The organism is Actinoplanes sp. ATCC 53533 (genome assembly GCF_003947245.1).
Map to the genome: position 1 here is coordinate 1 of NZ_QHHV01000587.1, position 721 is coordinate 721.

1 protein-coding gene is annotated in these 721 nt (G+C 68.7%); it reads left to right on the plus strand.

Features of this window, described 5'->3' with window-relative positions:
• Nucleotides 1–22 precede the first annotated feature (22 nt).
• On the plus strand, nt 23–721 hold a 699-nt coding region (locus tag DMB66_RS60175), incomplete at its 3' end, for an NB-ARC domain-containing protein (protein ID WP_255441709.1).

Sequence of the window (721 nt, forward strand, 5' to 3'; positions counted from 1 at the left end):
TAGTTCCTCGCCGGGAGGCTCCGTGTTGGCCCCGTCATCGGTTACCACTCCGCCGTCCGAGACGGCTCTTGCCGCACCACGCCCGATTCGTGGCGGACTGCCAGCCAAGAATCCCGACTTCACCGGGCGCGAGCCGCTCCTGGCGGCGCTCGCCGATACGCTACAGACCTCCTCCGCCGTGTCGGTGGTGCCCCAGGCTCTGCACGGGCTCGGCGGCGTTGGCAAAACCCAGCTCGCGACCGAATATGCCTACCGGCACGCCGACGACTACTGGCTCGTGTGGTGGATGACCGCGGAGTCTGCGGCCCAGGTGCGAGGATCTCTCGCGCAGCTGGCACAGCGGCTGGGCATGCCGGTCGGGCAGGACATGAAGCAGACGACCGCGCTCGTGCTGGAGGCCCTGTCCGCGAGTCCGTTCCGGTGGCTGCTCGTGTACGACAACGCGGAAGGCCCGGAGGTGTTGACGGACCTCGTCCCGTCCACCGGTGTCGGGCACGTCATCGTCACGTCCCGCAACAACGCGGTTTGGTCCGCGCGGGGAAACGCGATCGAGGTCGACGTCTTCGAGCGGTCCGAGAGCATCCAGCTGCTACGCCGCCACGGCCGCAGCATCGGCCACGGCGACGCCGACAAGCTGGCGGACAAGCTGGGCGACCTGCCGCTGGCCCTGGAACAGGCGGCGATCTGGCATGCCACCACGGGCATGCCCGTCTCGGAATAT